This is a genomic window from Pseudomonas sp. Lb2C2 (assembly GCF_052112205.1).
GTDB classification, from domain to species: domain Bacteria; phylum Pseudomonadota; class Gammaproteobacteria; order Pseudomonadales; family Pseudomonadaceae; genus Aquipseudomonas; species Aquipseudomonas kilonensis.
The window spans coordinates 356796-374253 of sequence record NZ_JAUTYW010000004.1 but is presented as its reverse complement, the minus strand read 5'-3'; the positions used below and the strand labels follow the sequence as shown (position 1 = coordinate 374253).

Sequence of the window (17458 nt, the reverse complement as noted above, 5' to 3'; positions counted from 1 at the left end):
CCCAAGTCGGCACAGTTAGACGTTTTAAGCCGAAGTTAGTCTAGCCCCACGATGTCGACCACTTAGGTCATTCTTCTCAGGAGACGGGCGGACTATCATGGCAAGCAATAACGACAACCACAGCCTCAACCAGGATCCACAACTTCGTCGTGGCTCAAAGGGTTTCCCCCTTCTGCCCGGTGGCTTTGGCCGCTCCACCTACTATCTGGGTGCCCCCACCCCCTACGCCGTTCGCGGCGAAGGGTACAAGGTATGGGATGATCGTGGTCGCGAACTAATCGATGCCAACAACAATTTCACAACCCTGATCCACGGCAACGCCCACCCCGCGCTGGTCGAGGCGGCCAGCCGAGTGATCAAGAACGGCAGTTGCTGGGGTATTCCGAACAAGCAGGAATGGGAACACGCGGAGTTATTGCTGGCGCGTCTGCCGGGCCTAGATCAAGTTCGCTACACCAACTCCGGCACTGAAGCGGTCATGACTGCCGTGCGTGTGGCACGTGGCGTAACCGGACGTGATGGCGTCATCATGATGCATAACGGGTACCACGGTTCGTCCGAACTGGCACTGTGCACAGGCGGCCCGCAATATCGCCGAGGCGTTCCGGCAGGCGTTTCCAACGATGTCACGCTGGTCGCTTTCAACGACCTTGCAGCCCTCGAAGAAGCCGTGGCAGCAAGACCGGATTACTTCGCGGCAATCATCATCGACGTACTCCCTAACCGCGCCGGATTGATCGCCGCCACACCGGAGTTCATCAAGGGCGCCCGCGCCCTGGCCTCGCGCTACGGCGTGATATTGATCATCGATGAAGTCATCAGCTTGCGCCTTGGCTTTAACGGTGCCTGTACCGAATATGGCATTACCCCCGACCTGCTCACCACCGGCAAGCTGATTGGTGGTGGCTTCCCGGTAGGTGCATTCGCCGGCCGCGAAGAGTTGATGCGCCACCTTGACCCGACCGGCCCGAGCCCGCTTCCACAGGCTGGGACCTTTTCCGGGAATCCAGTGAGCATGGCGGCCGGCGCAGAGTCACTGCGCCTGCTGACACCCGACGTCATCGGCTCAATGAACGCATTGGGCGATGAAGCCCGCCTGGCCATTGCTGATCGAGTAGACGCACTGGGTTGGGAGGTTCGCGGCAAGGGCTCGTTGTTCCGCCCATTCCCCAAGACGGGAATCGCGTATACGACCGAGCTACAACACAGATTGTGGTGGGCAGCGTATGACCGTGGCGTGCTGCTCTCCCCAGCCAACTTGATCGCGCTTTCTTCACCAATGACTCAAGCGGTGGTCAACGACCTGGCGGATCGCCTGACGGATGCCATCAGCTTCGTCGCCAATAACTAATCCTCGATAACACCTGAGCCCGCAAAAAAGGCCCGGGCGACCTGCGCCTCGTTCAACGTCGAGCGGGCGCCCGCGCAAGCTCAATCACGTTGTAACTCACAATAAGTTGGAGGTTTTTATGGATATCGGTCTCTTCATGGTGCCATTTCGCGCACCACAGACCAGCCTGAAAGATGGCTACGAATGGGACATGCAAGTCATTCGCTGGGCAGATGAGTTTGGTTTATCCGAAGTGTGGGTAGCCGAGCACAGCACCATGCGCTGGGAGCCCGTCTGTTCGCCTGAGCTTTACCTTGCGGCTGCGCTTGCGCAAACCAAGCGAATCAAGCTCGCCACCGGCGCCAACGTGCCGGCGAACCACAACCCGGTTGCCCTGGCTCACCGGCTGATGCAACTGGACCACATGTCCCAGGGCCGTCTAATCGTCGGTCTGGGCGCGGGCGCTTACCCTTCCGACCACAAGATACATGGCAACACCAACCCTCCCGAGAAAATGGCTGAAGCCGTAGATATCATGCGTGCAGTCTGGGAGAACAAAGGGCCATTCAAGTACGAAGGCAAATACTGGCAATTCGAAGTTCCCGAGTACGACGAAATTCAGCAAGGGCCATTCTTTGAACCCTTCCAGAAACCGCACCCACCACTGGCGATGGCCGGCCTGAGCCCGAATTCGAAGACGCTGACCGAGGCCGGCCGCAACGGTTATCTGCCGATGAGCTTCAACGTGGGCCGCGAATACCTGGCCGGTCACTGGTACCGCTACATGCAGGGTGCGGAAGCGGCTGGCAAGGTCGCTGACCGAAACCAATGGCGAATCGCCCATAACATCCTGGTAGCCGACACCGACGAAGAAGCGATCGACATGGCCGTCAACGGTGCGATGGGGCAGGCGTATCGCGAATGGCTGCTACCAGGCTACGAGCGCGGCGGGTTCCTGCCAGTGATGGTTCCAGAGCTGGGTAAAGTGACAGCGAATGACATCGACATTGAATACCTGGCGCGAGAGAAGTGGCTTGTCGGCTCTCCGGACACCATCGTGAAAAAACTGCAACGTGATCTGGATGCATCCGGTGGCTTCGGCACCCTGATCCACTTCTCGTTCGACTACCTCGATCAGCGTGAAAAATACCGTCGTCACTTCGAACTGTTGGGCACCGAAGTACTGCCTCGCATCAAGGGCATCGTGCACAAAACCGAGAAGCTTGCGGACTTGAAGCGCCCCGCTGGCATCAACGACTGATAACCGCGTCGAGGGGTGCCTGCACTCCTCGTTGCCTGTATCACTCACCTTTTGCTCGGTACGCAGGCAAACCACGCCAATGCTCCGAGCGCGAACCTCGCCACAGCACTTCACTTATCAAGGTAAAAAAATGAAGCTGGTAAATTACGAAAGCCAAGGCAAGTTGCAGCCTGGCATCCTGATTGACGAGCATGTGTTTGACACCAAACGATTGCTCACCGCCATTGGCGAAGACGCCCCCGCACAGCTTACCAACCGCCAACTGTTGACCCAGTGGCAGGGCAAGCTGGCGGTTCTGGAAGAGCGCGTTGTCAAATCGGCCAGGGCCACCCCGGAAGCTGCGGTTGGCCAAATCGGCAAGCTGCGCCTGGGCCCACCTATTCATGATTCGAGCAAAGTCTTGTGTGTAGGTCTGAACTACCGCGATCACGTGGCTGAAACTGGTCGAAAACTGCCGACCGCTCCCGACATTTTTTGCAAATTCAATACCTCGCTGATCGGCGCTACGGATGATATCGCCTGCACAAGCCTCACCCCGAACCTGGACTTCGAAGGTGAACTGGCCGTGGTGATCGGTAAGCCATGCCGCAATGTCAAACCGGAAGAGGCACTTGACTATGTGGCCGGCTTGACCGTGCTGAACGACACCTCCGCTCGCGACCTGCAACTGCGCGGCACGCAATGGACGCCAGGCAAAGCGATCGACGGTTCGACACCTTGTGGCCCGGCCCTGGTGACCCTGAACGAAATCAGCAACCCGCAAGAGCTAGATATTCAGACTCGAGTCAACGGCAAGGTGATGCAATCCTCCAACACCAGCTATCAGATCTTCTCGGTAGCTGACGTGGTTTCGTTTATTTCAAGCTTTCTCGAACTATCGCCTGGCGACATCATTGCGACGGGCACACCTGAAGGCATCGGCAGCAAACGCACTCCGCCATTCTGGCTGAAGGCCGGTGACGTGGTCGAGGTAGAGATCAGCGAAGTGGGGCGTCTGCTCAACGTAGTACGCTAATGCTTGATGAAAAGAGCCCCGGACTTGCGCCGGGGCTCTTTGCATTGTGTTGATGTATTGATGAAACTGTCAGGAACGCACTTCGATCTCAAAGCCTCGTACGGTGTATGAGTCTATCTTGCGATACAGTGTCGAACGCCCTATCCGTAGTATCGCAGCAGCACGCAGCCGATTCCCGCCCGCCTCGATCAGCGCCTCTCGAATTTGCTCCAGTTCTGCTCTTTGCAAGCGACTGAGCCGGATCCGCGCCAGCGCACGACGATGCACTTCTGCCAGATCGTCCAGCCTGACCTCAGTCCCTGTCGCTCTGAGTGCCGCTGCCTCGACGACCTCCTTGAGTTGCCGGACGTTACCGGGCCACTCGGCCCCCGCCAGTACCTCGAGCAGGCGTGACGAAATACGACGTGGTTGAGGCAGCGCATTGAGGAAATGGTCGACCAGCAACGGGATGTCATCGCGGCGAATACGCAATGAAGGCATCTGAATTTCAATGCCTTGCATACTGGAAATCAACGGGAGCATATCGTCAGTCACGGTGGCAAACGTCATGAACACCCTGGGTTGGTCCAGCCCCGAAAGCAATAATGTCAGTTGGTCCCTGAACAGCGTCGGCAAACTGTCTATGCGATGAAAAACCACCGTGCCACCGTTAGCCAAGTCATCGGAAACCTGCTGGATGTCCAGCGGACTGCCCAAGGACAATGCAGCGCATTGATGTGTACGGGTAGGCCCTCCCACTCGACCGGCCAAGGCATCGGCCAACAACAGCTTGCCGGTACCGGCCTCACCGACGATGTAGGCCGAGATCCCCCTGGCCGCAGCGGTCGCGGCGCCCTCGATGGCCCGCTTGAAGGGTGAACTGTTACCAATCAGTTGCTCGAACTGATCCTTGCGCCCCGCGATCCGAAGAACCTGATTGCGGGAAAAGCGCGCTTCAGACTTGCGCAAACGCATGACGGCACCCGCCTCTCCGTCACCACTGTCGACCGGCCGGGCTTGCAGGTACAGCGCTTTTTCCGGACCGCAACTGATCTCGCGCTCGATAGGCTCGCTGCAATGCTGAATCTCCTGGGCATAACCTGCCAACACTGCATAGTCACTCTGATCGAGCATCTGCATCGCACTGCGGCTGGCGATGGTGGTCTTGCCGTCCATGGCGACCACCGCATCGGTGCCCCGCTTGCGCACTTCACGCAGATATTCAGACAACAGCAGCTGCTCACGCGCAGCGAGGCTGGCGGCCAACGCACTGTTGATCTGGGATGCCGCCCCCTGAAGGATCAGCAGAATCGAACGTGGGTCCATACCAGTCACAAGTCGCTCGGGAAACGCAAGGCTCAGGACGCCGCGAATAGAACGCCGCAGCGGGTCGCGGATCGGTACCGAGGTGCAATACATATCCTGCAGTGCGTCATTGAAGTGCTCGGCGCCCCAAACCTGGACGGCACCACCCTCCTCAATCGCCGTGCCTTCCGAATTCGTGCCGATCTGATCTTCGGACATGCAGCCCCCCAGAATCGGGAAACACTTCTCGGCACGCTTAACCATCATCGGGTCGCCGCGAAAATCAGCGATGGTCCCCATTGAATCGGCCAGGGTCACAATGCCTTGTGATTCCACACACAAGCGTTCAAGCTCGTCTAGAATGGGCCGTGCCGTTTGTAAAATCCTTTCATCCAGGTGCGGCTTGGCGACCAGTTCCATGGTTTTTTGAGCAGGGCTGACCTGACATAGCGCGCTGCGTTGCCACGATCTTGCAATTACCGGGCGTAGCGTGGACAAATCGGTATGCAGTGGGTCACATAGAAATTTTTCTCTGAGCGTGATGATGGCAGATTTAGTAAGTGAACCTGCGGCAACTTCGTGCCGCTTGTTAGTCATTTTAGGGTTCATGTCAATTCTCCGCCCTTGAGAGGCAAGCAAGGCAGTGCAGACCGGCTTTACGCTTGGTGCAGACCTCAAGGGTGCACCGTCCCCCCCCAAGCCCCTGATGAATACTCCTCCGCCTCGGTTGAGTTAAACGTCCGCTGACGCTATTCGTCAGAATCCTTCGCAAGTATTCGTTGGGGATGAAACGAGTGGCTGTTGGCGGACGCTGAACCCGAGAAAGCTGGTGAAGTGATCCATGAGCAATTGTGATGCCAGACCACCCAAGGCCGGTTTGTCTCTATTACTGAGCGGTATAGCCGCCGTCGATGTACAGCTCGGTACCCGTTACGTAGCTCGCTTCATCACAGGCCAGGTACAGCACGCCGTAACTGACTTCCTCTGGACGCGCACCTCGGCCCATAGGCGTAGCGGCTGCGAAGGCATTATTTGATTCGACACCCTCTTCTTCTGCCATCGGAGTCATCACCAGACCTGGGCAAATAGAATTGACGCGAATATTGTCCTTCACATATTGCATTGCAGCCGCTTTAGTCATCATGCGCACGGCGCCCTTGGAGGCCTGATAGGAAAAGAAGCCCGCTCCGCCCACCTGGCCGTTGATGGAGCAAACGTTGACGATGGAGCCGCCACCGGCACGTTGCATGGCCGGCACAGCGTGCTTGATGCCGAGGAAAACCCCCTGCTGGTTGATCGCCGTCAGTTTGGTCCAGGCGCTGAGTTCTTCTTCGTGGGCACCTTTCATGGAACCCACGATGCCGGCATTGTTCAGCAGAATATCTACCCGTCCCCAACGCGCTTCGGCCTCTTTGACGACAGCGATCCAATCAGCCTCGGACGTCACATCCATGTGGAGATAATGAACATCGTAGCCGGCATCACGCAGTTCTTGCGCCACCGCCGAACCGGGGGCATCGAGCACATCGGTCATCAACACCTTTGCACCTTCGGAAGCGAACAACCGCGTGTGAGCTTCGCCTTGCCCACGCGCTGCACCGGTAATAATTGTCACCTTGCCCAAAACTCTATTCATGACTCTCTCCGTTGTTATTAATGGGCTCACGCCCAAGCATTGTTACTCGCGTCACCTTAGCGCCCTGTCAAGGATGCCGACTGTGTCATTTAGGTACAGGCGTCTATGCCCGGCGGCAAGGGTTGGCGGCACTCAGACCTTGAAGTGATCCATCAGCCGCATCTGCTCGACCGTCAACACATTCAACTGACCGGTGATCTGCGCCGACTGGCTCGCCTGACGGGTCAAGGACTCCGTCACACTGCGGATGTTGGCGACGTTACGATTGACCTCTTCAGCAACCGCGCCCTGCTCTTCGGCGGCGCTCGCAATTTGCAGGTTCATGCTAGTGATGACGGAGACTGCTTCACCGATACGATCCAGAGCCTTGAGTGCCTTGTGAATACTTTGCGCATTGTCCTTGGTCTTGCTGTGACTGTTGTGCATCAGCGTGACAACCCCACGGGTGCGGTCCTGGATCTGCTCAACGACATGGCGGATTTCTTCGACTGAGTCCTGAGTGCGTCGTGCGAGAGCCCTCACCTCATCGGCCACCACAGCGAACCCACGCCCGCTGTCACCCGCTCTCGCCGCTTCGATGGCTGCGTTCAATGCCAGCAAATTTGTCTGCTCCGCGATGCCCCGGATGACATCCAGCACCGAGCCGATCTGCTCGCTGCTGACCGCCAGTGCCTCAACCTGGACCACCACGCGGCTTATCTCTTCACACAGGTTGGTAACCTCAGCCGTACTGTGACGGATGATCGCCATCCCATCCTGAGCCTCATTATCCGCGACCTGGGCGGCAGTGGCTGCACTTGACGCATTGGTGGCAACGTCCAGCGCGGTGGCGCTCATTTCATTCGATGCGGTAGCGACCTGGTCGATTTCCCGAAACTGAACCTGCATGCCTTCGCTTGTTTCACGGGTGACTGTCGAGGACTGGTCGGCGGCAGTTCGGATTTCAATAATGCTTTGCTTGATCCGGGCGACGGTGGGTTGCAATTTGTCCAGAAAACGATTGAACCCGCTCGCCAGCTCACCGAGCTCATCTCGCTTGACGTAATCCAGGCGACGCGTCAGATCGCCATCACCGGTGGCAATCTCCTTGAGCATCTGTGCCACCGAGTTGATTGGACGAATCACCCCAGAGGCCATCAGCCATATCAGCGTCAACCCAATCGAAGCTGCAACGAAGCCAACCAACACCGTATTCGTCACCCCTCGAGCCTGCGCGTCGTTCAGTTGCCGCTGCAACGCGAGCGTGTCTTCGAGCAGCACCTGTCGGGGCACGCCCAGGAGCACATTCCAAGGCGTTACGCCTTCTGCCACATTCAAAGGGATCGTCGCACGAATTTCTCCCTCGCTCTCGACCACCGCGGTGCCATCTTTTGCCAGATCCTGCACCTTGCCACCCATGTCGGGCGGCAAAGGTGCGCCAATGGCTGCGGGATCGACACTGTCCGCCGCAACGACGCCATCGGCGGATGTCACAATGATGTAGCTCTGACCTCCAAAAAGACCCGCAGCACTCTCATGCACCCCGGCTTGCAGCGCCGCCAGCGATAGATCAACCCCGACGACGGCCACTACAACGCCATTGACCATGACGGGCATCGATATCGTCGTAAGCAGAGCCTTTTCACCGTTGACGGTATCGTTGTAGGGCGATTGCACGCATAGCTGCCGCGTCGTTTTCGGACAAACGAACCAGTTATTGTAGGGAACACCACTGGCATTCAGGTCGGTTTTCAGTAGATCCGCTTCTGCGATAGTCGAATTCACCGAGCTCCCGCCGTAGCGACTCCATTGAGCGGTGAAGCGCCCGTTGTCGTTACCGCTGTGAGTTGCATCTCCCACAAAAACGGCATCTTGACCATCCAGTGAATCTGGCTCGAAGACGATCCACAGCCCTTGCAAGCCGAGTGCCGTGTTGCGTTCATACAGCTTTTTCACGCTATCGTTGAGCAACTCACGCAATACTGCGGGGTTACCGCCGTGTCGCTTCCACCCTTCACTCTGGGCGGTGACTTGATCGGCGAGCGACGTCAACAGTATCTGGCTCTGACGAAAATAACTGCCCAACACGGCCGTCTGTTCAGCCGCCTTGGCCTGAAGCAAGGTCTTCGCGGCGTGGATCATCGTGCGCTCGCTGGCTTGGGCAATTAGCGAATTATTCACGCTGGAAAAGTGGATATTCATGGCCACCACCACAGCGACTATGCCGAGCAGGCACAAGCCTGCCAATACAACAATTTTGACGCGAATAGAGCCAGTATTGAGAGACATGTTTTTCCCGATGACGACAGCCGGACGGATTGATGAGCAACCACCTCAAAGACTTTTCTAGACAGGCCACAACCGTTCAAGAAACTGTCTGAGAGCAGGTAGAGAAGCCTTCAGCTTGCTGATTTGCAGCACTGCATCAGCCGCTTGCCGCCCCTTAGCATGGAAATGTTCGAGCATGACCTGATGCTGTTGCGCATTCTCGGGAGCAGCCTTGGGACACGCGAGTATCGATAACACCAGCACGCCGGTATCCAGCCCTACCCGCATCAAGCCGTTGGCCACGGACTGAGAAAGAAAATGGCTCTGTTGCCACGCCGGGTCTTCCTCGACGTAACCTGCGGCAACAACCACCTTGTAATCTCCCGTTCTGGCCAGGTCCATCGCCACATTGGGAACTGCGAACAGGTCGGACACGACAAATGACTCAATCCGCTCTATGGGAACTTTCTCGCGAAACCCATCGAAGGCCTGCTGAACGAATTCCTCGCGTGCGCCCGCTTTGATAAATGCATAGACAGCATTCTTCATGGCGTTTGATTCCGTCTTGTTTTTTGTGTGGACGCACTTGCAACGCTGCCAGATGCCTCTGCGCCCAAAGGCCCGTCATCCCCGGGCAAACCTCCAGGAACATGGCAGCGTAATAACGTGCTCGGCCAAGTCTCGGCGATCACGACAGCAAAAAACTGTCCCATCTTGAGCCACTTACAGATCGCGCCGACAGCGGTAAGGCATGGTCCCACGCCCGGCTCCTATCCACACTCAACTCGCTACAACTCTCGTTGGCTCAAGTTGGGACAGTTTGACTATTCGTTTGTGAGAGAACCTGAGATCAGAGGCAACCCGCCCCTCTGGTAACGATGAGCTCCTGGGTCGAGAGGGACAGAGATGAATCCCGAACCCTGGACCGCTGGCGACCATACAAGAACGCGCCGCCAGTTTTGATCATGTGATTTTCATGACAGCTAGACAGCGCTTCGGCGCGAACAAATGCACAACCCCGCCAAGCCTGTGGAGATAGAAAAATGTCAGAGATACAAAGTGTTAGCCATTCCAACTCAGGGGTCGATAAAACCCTGTTCCTGCATGCCATGTCGATTCTGCCAGGCCCGGTTTCGCTGGTAACGACAGGTGAAGGGGAAAACCGAATGGGTCTTACCGTCTCGGCGCTGTGCAGTCTCTCGGCTGAGCCACCGTCGCTGATCGTGTGCGTGAATAAAAACGCCAGTGCCCATGATGACCTCCTGTCACGGGGCACGTTCGGCGTTAACGTACTCAAACCTGATCAAGCCGACTTCGCCACACTGTTCACACAGCGCGGCGTAGATCGCTTCGCCAGTTCCGAATGGATACAACGCGTCACCGGCGCGCCCCTGCTGGGCAGCGCGCTAATCGCGTTCGACTGCAGGCTGGAGCGTTCCATCGATGGTTTCTCCCACACCATTCTCATCGGCTCCATCGCCGATATCGTGGTAACGCCAGAGGCTCCATCGGAATGCCTGGTCTGGCACCAACGCCGTTACCGCACCTGTGCAGAGATCGCCTGATAACCGCTTCACACTGTGAACCAACAAGTGACTGATTCGATAAGGCATCACGACCTGAGAACAGCGCCTGACAACATGATTTGACCTTGGCCATTACGCGCTGAGGAAACCAGAAAAAGAAGATGAGGTAACAACATGGTCGCCAATCGATACGCATTCATCAAAGCGGGCTGGCACAGCGATATCGTGAACCGGGCGTTGGAGGGGTTCTACGAAAACATCTGTCCGGATCAAATCGATGTGTTCGAGGTGCCTGGCGCTTTCGAACTGCCACTGATGGCTCAAGAGCTTGCATTGACCGGCCGGTACGCGGCGGTGGTCGCAGCGGCGCTTGTGGTGGATGGCGGTATCTATCGACACGACTACGTCGCGCAGACAGTCATTGATGGTTTGATGCGCGTTGGCCTGGATACCCGCGTGCCGATTCTTTCCGTGTCGCTGACCCCGCATCACTTCCAGGAGACGGATCACCATCGCGCGATCTTCAGTGCGCATTTCCTGGAAAAAGGCCGCGAAGCCGCCAACGCAGCAATCAAAATAGGCATGACCCGGGCCACAGTGTTGGGTAAGCCGCAACGAAAGCTGCAATCGGCAGGCTGATCAAACGCAGCAAACTGCCGAGCGAGCGATCCGACCCGATACAGGGTCGCCGCTCTGCAGCAAAGACCGTTGCCGTAGCCATCACATTGCTCCGGACACAGCTCACCCGGCCTTATGTATTCCTCTGCAGTGACGTGGGCCTGAGCAGAAAATGCCCCAGCGCCTCATCCCACACCTCGGGCATCAATCCTTTCAACATCAACGCCTCACTCCAACGATTCGTAACATCCCGCCAATCGCCCCGGCGATCGCATGGCGGGCCGGGTTCGCAGGTAAAGGACAGCTAGGGGTTCTCGCCTTTCAGCCAATCCCCGCTCTCGCAGCGTCATCAACCAAGTAAACGCTCGAGCCAGGGTCGATGCTGGGCAAAACTAAACGAAGCCTCCAGGTCGGCAACTGGCCCACAGCAGACCGATGCCTTTCAACGATTTCCACACTCAAAGAGCAGCTCTTGCCCCCCCCCCAAGAGGAGGAGTGCGAACGCTTAAATTTCCGTAATTGAGATAGGCACCTTATAAGAGCGCATCGCAGCGCTTCGCTTTCTTACGGTGCACTAATCCAGACATTCTATCGCGCAGCCCCAATAAAAAGGCTCTCCATCAGTTGGCATACACATTGCTTAATTGAAAAAACCGAACGACCGTTCGTACGGAACCCCAAAACCAATTGCTGAGCCTCGGTACAACCGCACCCTGCAGCCCGAACGAGAATGCTTATGCCTACCAAATTTCCAACCATAGCAATCGTGGGAAGCGGCCCCTCTGGCTGCTACGTCACCCAGTTCCTTAACAAGAAGTGGCCCGAGTCGCAGATCACAATTTTCGAAGCACTTCCGGTTCCGTATGGGCTTGTCCGCTACGGGGTGGCAGCAGATCACCAGGGTAGCAAAGCTGTTACACAACAATTCGAGCGTCTATTAGAAAAAGAAACCATCGAGTTTCGGGGCAACGTAGCTGTCGGTAGGGATATCTCCTTCGTAAAGCTAACTGAGTCTTACGATGTAGTGGTGTTGGCAACTGGGCTCAATTATGACGCCACCTTGAGCATACCCTTGGCTCCTGCAGCTCAAGTAATTGGTGCCGGCGCGCTTTTAAAAGCGCTTAACGGACATCCTGAAGCGAACCTGCCAGTGGACGCGAATGGCGAAATCAGGCGCTTAGGAAAACATATCGCAGTGATTGGCAGTGGGAACGTAGCCATCGACGCGTTACGGATGATCGCGAAAACCGATGATGCATTGGCGGGATCAGACATTTCTGATGAGACTCGAATAAAAATAGATACCGCGAGCGTCAGCGACATCACGCTCATCAGTCGCTCAAGTGCAGACGAAGCGAAGTGCGACGACTCAATGATGGCCGAATTGGTTGCTCTACCTAACGTGAAGGTCAGCGTGAAGGGGCTACGAGAGACTGACGTCGGTACCATCGCCCAAATGCTGAGAAAGGCGCAATCCGCAGACAAAGCTGAGACCGAAGCACAGGTCAGCCTGAAATTTATTTTCAACGAAGTGCCTCAATCAATTTCTTACGTAGAGGGCTTCGGAACAGAACTAATCAGTAACAGTAAAAGCACCGATTCAGAATCATCACGAATTTTCGACTCAATCATTACGGCGATTGGTTTTACTAACAGCGCTGAATCTAATCAAATAATCCCCCAAGAGAATTTTGAGGGTGACTCGATTTATAGAGTTGGGTGGCTCCGCAGAGGTGCCAACGGCACCGTAGCGGAAAATCGTAAAGACGCAAAAACGGTAACAAATCAGATCATCGAAGACTTTGAAAGCGGAAAAATCAAAGCAGTGAAACGCGGTCTTGCATCTGTAGTCCGCGATCTACCCGTTAACCACGTAACTTATGAAGGATGGAAGCGCATTGATCATTACGAGCAAGCTTCAGCCAATTCTTCGCGTTGCCGACAAAAGGTGCCGGATCTTTTGATGATGCTCAAAATCGCACACGGCCAGCACGACATGAGTTAACACAAAAGCAAATATCCTGACTCGACAAATTAACTAATAGGAAAGGTGAGACCATGCTTGATGTACTCGTTGCCTACGGCACTGAGAGCGGGAACGCAGAAATGGCTGCGGATGATATAGCAGCGAATCTTGACGCTCGCGGGATTAAGACCGATGTTAAATCGCTAGATAACTTGAGCTTGACAGAGCTTACAAAAATTTCGCACCTTGTAGTTGTAACATCTACCTATGGCGAAGGTGAGTTACCGGAGACTACGGCACCGTTCTATGCCGAACTTGACTCAAACTCTCCAAATTTAAGTGGCATAACGTTTTCGGCATTTGGCCTCGGTGACAGCACTTATAACAACTTCAATAATGCGATCAACATTGTGTCGCGAAAGTTGATAGAGCTAGGCGCCACCCAATTGGGTGAAACCGGTACACACGATGCCGCCATGGGTAAGTCGCTGACTCTAGCAGCAACCACATGGATTGACACAATTACATCCAACAGTGTAAATGGGCATAAATAATGAATATCACACATGACATTTTACCGTGGTCGCATCCCGACTTTCGGCGAAACCCCTATCCTTGGTACGCCCGACTGCAGCGAGATTACCCGCTGTACCAAGAAAACGAGCACACTTACATCATTTCGCGGTATGAAGACTACATAAAGTACGTAAAACACCCAGCTATGAGCATGGTTGAACCTGACTGGGTGAAACCTCATAACTGGCATGTTTTTTTGGATACGATCTTGTTTTATGATCCTCCGAAGCACACGACTATTCGGCGACACACCAACAAATGGTTCACACCCAAACTTGTTGCAGAGTGGGTCAAACACACTATCAGCGTGACCGAAGAGGCTCTAAATCAGATAGAGCCCGATGGCTATATTGAAGCGCACCACCATATTTGTGTCGTCCCTACTCATACAACTATGTGCCGTGTACTCGGTGTCATCGAAGATGAAATCGAGCTAGCGACGCTGAACTCTTTGAAAATCGTTGGCATGCAAACCCCAGCAGCAACTCAGGCCGACAAAGACCGCGCTCGGGACGGCTTTGAATGGTTATTTGCTAAATGCGAGGCAATGATCAACGAAAAGCGCGCAAATCCAGGTAATGGTTTGCTTGATGCCATGCTGACTCTCGAGGCCAGTGGCGACATGACATATAACGAGGTCCTCCAGACGCTGGTACTTTTTTACTTCTCGGGCGCACCGAACCCGGCGTACCTGCTTGCGTCAATTCTTGAACACTTTGCTCGCGAGCCGCACTTATTTGAACTTTACCGGGACAATCCGGAGGTTCGCCAGGCCATGATCAACGAATTCATACGTCTGAACCCACCGGAGCAGTCGTTCACTCGTTATCCGACAGAGGACATCGAGATCCGGGGCGTCACGATTCCGGCGGGCTCCTGCATACGCTTCATGACCGCAGCCGTAAACAGAGACGAGACTGTCTTCAAACGCCCTAACCAATTCGATCATACCCGACCTCAAGAAGCGAGCCAGCACGTCTCGTTCGGTGTGGGCGTACACGCTTGCGCTGGGCAGGTGATCAGCCGCGCCGAGGTCCAAGCTTCTCTGGACGTAATCGCCCAACGATTCAAACGGATCGAATTGGCCGAAGAACCAGTCACGATGAACGACGACCGAATCCGTAACTACATTACGCTGCCACTGATCTTCAAATAAGAGTGCCCCTCCCCCTAACCTCTGAATTCGCGACTGATACAACCTAAATAAGAAAGAAACTATGGTTTTTCGGAAGGCGTTTTTCCTTAATGAGGTTAGGACCACCTTCGCCAAACTGAACAAAATTACGAAATACCTGTATAGCGAAATTTACCAAAACTTATTATAAAAATATTTTTAATTGTATATCTCTGCCCGCCAAACAGAATCGAATCAATAGATAGACTAGGAGATAGCAATGACGACAACAGCGCAGGCAAAGGCTTTGCAAATCGATGCACCTTCCAAACACAAAAAGCTCGCCGGTCAGATGGGGGCATTCAGCTTAGCTCTCACAGTTCTAGCTTTTTCAGCACCATTGACCACGGTATCAGGATACATTCCTGTCGCACTCATGTTTGGGGGGGTGGGCAGTCCGCTCGCGTTCATTTTCGTTACAGCAATGATTCTAATCTTCGGGATTGGATATGTGACACTCAACGCTGAAGTCAAACGCCCGGGAGATTTTTATTCTTTCATAAGCTATGGACTTGGAAAGCCTGCAGGCCTTGGCTCAGGGCTGATGGCCGCTGTATCATACTTTCTGATTCTAACCGGCGTGGCCGCATATTTCGGTGTATCCGGGGCAGATCTACATAAAGAGATTTCCGGAACCTCATATCCTTGGTATGTCTACGCTCTACTCTGCTGGTTTGCCGTCGCCATCATGGGCTATCTCCATATAGAGCTTTCCGCCAAGATTCTAACTTGGGTCATGGTCGCGGAAATCATAATATGCATTATTTTCGCTTTGGGAGTAATGTTCAACGGTGGCGATAGCTCGGTGACGGCGGTCGCCCCCTTGTCGCCCTCAGAACTGACAAAGGATTCGGTGAACCTTCCGTTTGCCATGCTGTTCGTAGTTTCGTTTTTCATGGGGTTTGAGGCGACTGCGCTGTTCAGAGACGAAGTGCGAATGCCAGACAAAACAATTCCAATGGCCACCTACGGCGCAATTATTTTTATTGGCGTAGTTTACACATTCTGCGCATATGCAATGATCATAGCTTATGGGACTAGCATCCAAGATATAGCAACTAACTCCCCAGCCAATATGTTTAATGACGCATTCGGCAAATACGTAAGCGGAAAATTTCATGTTTTTATTTCAGCATTGATATTGACCTCCTCGTTTGCGTGCATTCTGTCCATACATAACGTACTCTCCCGATATCTCTACAACTTGGGCACAGACGGTGCGCTTCCTTCCGTGCTTCGCAAAGTACATGCCAATCACTCTTCACCTTACATCGCTTCGCTAGCCGTGTCTCTACTAGTATTATCCGTAATGCTACCTTTTATTGTATTGCAGGTTAAACCTGATCTGCTGTACGGCCAACTGTCGGGCGTCGGCACCGCCGGTATAATAATCCTACTCACGCTTGTCAACTTATCTGCTCTCTCCTGGTACTTCAAGAGAGGCTGGAGCCAAAACGCCAGCGTATTAAAGTCTCTGGTAGCCCCGACCATTTCAACTATCTTTTTTACGGGCCTTGTTTACCTCGTTGAGAGAAACTTTGAACTGTTGGTCGGCGGTGAACCCGGACAACGTACATGGATGCTATACAGCCTGGGGGCAATTATGATCTTAGGCATTGCGTTGGCGCTCTATTATAAACTTGCACGTCCAGACACGTATGAGCGACTTGGGCGCACTCATCACTGACTTAGGTTTACCAGGGAGTCGCCTCAGACTCTCCTGGTTAACTCAGGGCTAGTCGAGCAGGTTTTGGTGGAATCATATACTCCCCTTGTGTACCATTCGGCCCATCGCTGAAACAGGTAGCACCCACCATGACCAAGCTTGACAATGTTAATAGCATGATTTCTATGCTTGACAAATACATCGGCACATTCGATTGGGGCAGCCTAACTAAAAGTAAGCAGATCATTCTGGACTCTTTCTTGCGAGTTGCGACGAGTGAAGGTATCGCTAATGTGTCGATGCGCACACTCGCATCAGCAGCTGGCGTCAAACCTCCTACAATATATTCTCACTTTCCAGGAGGCCGGGATGAAATAGTATCCGCGGCACTTCATCGACACTACAATAACTTCTCAAAAAGTCTACGCCAGGCACTGCATGGTTGCACATGCGCTGAGGAGTACTGGGCGTCCCTAGTTGCATTTCATGTCACGCAACAGTTGTCTCAACCTGAGAACGATCTTTGGGACATACTGATTGCTACTGACAAAGTAAATAGTTTACTGGATCCGGAACTACGGCGAGAAGTTAATGATTGGGAAGAGTTTTGCGATCAGATGTACTGTGCTGTCGCACGCGACTTAGGAAACTCTAACTGTACTCAGGACGCGCTAGTAATTCGAAAGACGCTGGACGGCATTGGAAGCTGGTGGCACTGGGATGGTTCAGAAGCTCACCTCAATCAGGCCATTGACTATGCGCTCGTTCTGACAAAGCACATCCTAGCAACACCCAAAACCGTATTTCACAAAGTCTAGGTTTTGTACGAAAAATACTGTTTAAAACACCGCATGGCACAATCCAGTTAAACCATCCGCGCATAATTTTTTTCGAGTTTGTCGAAGCGTGTAACGATGTGGCGGTTTTCTTTCAGCCAGCCAAATATAGCTCTATTATATTGCATTCCCGGTACTTGGCATGGTCAATCAGCCAGGCTCACTGAAGCGTTTTCCAACCAAATCCCAGACTGCCCCGGGAAGTTCATACCGTTGGCCATCGTGGGCCCCTACCCTTGATGAACTTGGACTTTACTGAGTCTCGACGCTCGCTGGGGCCAAATGAGTTACAGCTGATTTAATACAGAGCCTAAACGCAATGA

Annotated in this window: 14 protein-coding genes; 10 read left to right on the top strand and 4 right to left on the bottom strand. The window is 54.1% G+C overall.

Annotation, left to right across the window (positions count from 1 at the left end; genetic code table 11):
* The first annotated feature begins 97 nt into the window (after positions 1-97).
* From Q7F16_RS13695 to Q7F16_RS13685, 3 genes are all read left to right on the top strand, one after another.
* Entirely contained in the window at positions 98-1351 is a 1254-nt protein-coding gene (locus tag Q7F16_RS13695; RefSeq protein WP_409556302.1) for an aspartate aminotransferase family protein, read from the top strand.
* A gap of 118 nt (positions 1352-1469) precedes the next feature.
* The gene (locus tag Q7F16_RS13690) at positions 1470-2591 is read left to right on the top strand and encodes an LLM class flavin-dependent oxidoreductase (RefSeq protein ID WP_409556301.1); all 1122 of its coding nucleotides are present in this window, start codon (positions 1470-1472) and stop codon (positions 2589-2591) included.
* A gap of 130 nt (positions 2592-2721) precedes the next feature.
* Complete coding sequence (locus Q7F16_RS13685) at positions 2722-3606, top strand: fumarylacetoacetate hydrolase family protein (RefSeq protein WP_409556300.1); 885 nt, start codon at positions 2722-2724, stop codon at positions 3604-3606.
* 69 nt (positions 3607-3675) lie between these two features.
* On the opposite strand, the gene Q7F16_RS13680 is transcribed toward Q7F16_RS13685, so the two are convergent.
* The 4 genes from Q7F16_RS13680 to Q7F16_RS13665 form a co-directional block, all read right to left on the bottom strand.
* Positions 3676-5499 (bottom strand): sigma-54-dependent Fis family transcriptional regulator, encoded by a 1824-nt coding sequence (locus Q7F16_RS13680; RefSeq protein WP_409556299.1) that lies wholly within the window; start codon positions 5497-5499, stop codon positions 3676-3678.
* Between the two features lie 277 nt (positions 5500-5776).
* Entirely contained in the window at positions 5777-6526 is a 750-nt protein-coding gene (locus Q7F16_RS13675; protein WP_409556298.1) for an SDR family NAD(P)-dependent oxidoreductase, read from the bottom strand.
* A 132-nt stretch (positions 6527-6658) separates the two neighbouring features.
* Positions 6659-8794: a methyl-accepting chemotaxis protein gene (locus tag Q7F16_RS13670; RefSeq protein WP_409556297.1), complete on the bottom strand. Its 2136-nt coding sequence runs from the start codon at positions 8792-8794 to the stop codon at positions 6659-6661.
* Between the two features lie 57 nt (positions 8795-8851).
* A complete protein-coding gene (locus tag Q7F16_RS13665; RefSeq protein ID WP_409556296.1) occupies positions 8852-9322 on the bottom strand; it encodes a 6,7-dimethyl-8-ribityllumazine synthase in 471 nt (156 codons plus the stop codon).
* A 494-nt stretch (positions 9323-9816) separates the two neighbouring features.
* Here Q7F16_RS13665 and Q7F16_RS13660 point away from each other — a divergent pair, with 494 nt between their 5' ends.
* From Q7F16_RS13660 to Q7F16_RS13630, 7 genes are all read left to right on the top strand, one after another.
* Positions 9817-10338 carry a flavin reductase family protein gene (locus tag Q7F16_RS13660; protein ID WP_409556295.1) on the top strand — a complete coding sequence of 174 codons (522 nt, stop codon included), beginning with the start codon at positions 9817-9819 and terminating at the stop codon, positions 10336-10338.
* Between the two features lie 135 nt (positions 10339-10473).
* Complete coding sequence (locus Q7F16_RS13655) at positions 10474-10938, top strand: 6,7-dimethyl-8-ribityllumazine synthase (RefSeq protein WP_409556294.1); 465 nt, start codon at positions 10474-10476, stop codon at positions 10936-10938.
* 715 nt (positions 10939-11653) lie between these two features.
* Positions 11654-12922, top strand: a complete 1269-nt coding sequence (locus Q7F16_RS13650) for an FAD-dependent oxidoreductase (RefSeq protein WP_409556293.1) — start codon at positions 11654-11656, stop codon at positions 12920-12922.
* Between the two features lie 53 nt (positions 12923-12975).
* A complete protein-coding gene (locus Q7F16_RS13645; RefSeq protein WP_409556292.1) occupies positions 12976-13437 on the top strand; it encodes a flavodoxin domain-containing protein in 462 nt (153 codons plus the stop codon).
* Positions 13437-14615, top strand: a complete 1179-nt coding sequence (locus Q7F16_RS13640; protein ID WP_409556291.1) for a cytochrome P450 — start codon at positions 13437-13439, stop codon at positions 14613-14615. Before Q7F16_RS13645 ends, Q7F16_RS13640 begins: the two co-directional genes overlap by 1 nt.
* 238 nt (positions 14616-14853) lie before the next feature.
* Positions 14854-16320, top strand: coding sequence for an APC family permease (locus tag Q7F16_RS13635; protein ID WP_409556290.1), 1467 nt, complete (start codon positions 14854-14856; stop codon positions 16318-16320).
* A 128-nt stretch (positions 16321-16448) separates the two neighbouring features.
* Positions 16449-17117, top strand: a complete 669-nt coding sequence (locus tag Q7F16_RS13630) for a TetR/AcrR family transcriptional regulator (RefSeq protein WP_409556289.1) — start codon at positions 16449-16451, stop codon at positions 17115-17117.
* Positions 17118-17458: the final 341 nt, after the last annotated feature.